Raw genomic sequence first — 303 nt, 5'->3', positions numbered from 1 at the left:
ATGAATTCGCCAGGCTCGGCGGCGAGGAGTTCGTAATCTTCTTCCATGGGCTGGATCAGCCGGCTGCCGATCGACAGGTTGCGGCGTTGTGCAGGCGTGTACGTGAAGACCGGGGGGCGCATCCGGTGACGATCAGCATCGGGCTGGCCCGGGTGGACCCTGCAGATACCTTGACCAGGGCGCTGGTCAAGGCGGATCAGGCGTTATATGAGGCCAAGCACAACGGTAAAGATCGCTTCGTGCTGTGGACTGCCCAGCAGAGCGAACCTACCCACCCGCAGGCAGGCGAATCCTGAACTGCGC

Annotated in this window: 1 protein-coding gene; it reads left to right on the top strand. The window is 62.4% G+C overall.

Annotated features, from left to right (window positions below):
• Positions 1–296 (top strand): diguanylate cyclase domain-containing protein (locus SB765_RS28850; protein WP_410932386.1); only part of this gene is annotated, 296 nt, incomplete at its 5' end.
• Positions 297–303: the final 7 nt, after the last annotated feature.

The organism is Pseudomonas sp. SIMBA_067, from assembly GCF_046534675.1.
Classification (GTDB): domain Bacteria; phylum Pseudomonadota; class Gammaproteobacteria; order Pseudomonadales; family Pseudomonadaceae; genus Aquipseudomonas; species Aquipseudomonas putida.
The sequence above is the reverse complement of the archived record's forward strand: the minus strand, read 5'-3'. Positions and strand labels throughout refer to the sequence as shown.